1 protein-coding gene and 1 pseudogene are annotated in these 316 nt (G+C 37.7%); both read left to right on the forward strand.

All coding sequences use genetic code 11. The features are described from left to right. Positions 1-186 (forward strand): carboxyltransferase domain-containing protein (locus tag H4O21_RS28825; protein WP_220495914.1); only part of this gene is annotated, 186 nt, incomplete at its 5' end. Beyond that, positions 179-316 (forward strand): annotated as a pseudogene (locus H4O21_RS28830) (KipI antagonist); the annotation flags it as partial. The gene H4O21_RS28825 and the pseudogene H4O21_RS28830, both read left to right, overlap by 8 nt.

The following is a 316-nucleotide window of genomic DNA, read 5'->3' on the forward strand; positions in this document are numbered from 1 at the left end:
GGTGGTTGGCATATCATTGGTAATTGTCCGATTAATTTTTTTGATAGTTCAAAATCTGAACCCTGTTTTGCTAATGCAGGTGATAGCCTAAAATTTTATCCAGTTTCAATCCAGGAATATGAAGATATTAAGGTTTTGGTTGATGCTGGGGTGTATCAAATAGAAAGTGAGGTGCTATATGATTAAGGTTTTAAATGCAGGATTCTATTCCTGTATACAAGATTTTGGGCGAATAGGATATCAGCACTATGGTGTGCCTGTTTCTGGGGTTATGGATAAAAGGGCAGCAAGTGTAGCAAACGCTTTGGTAGGAAAC

It is taken from the genome of Oceanospirillum sediminis (assembly GCF_014164585.1).
Classification (GTDB): Bacteria; Pseudomonadota; Gammaproteobacteria; order Pseudomonadales; family Halomonadaceae; genus Oceanospirillum; species Oceanospirillum sediminis.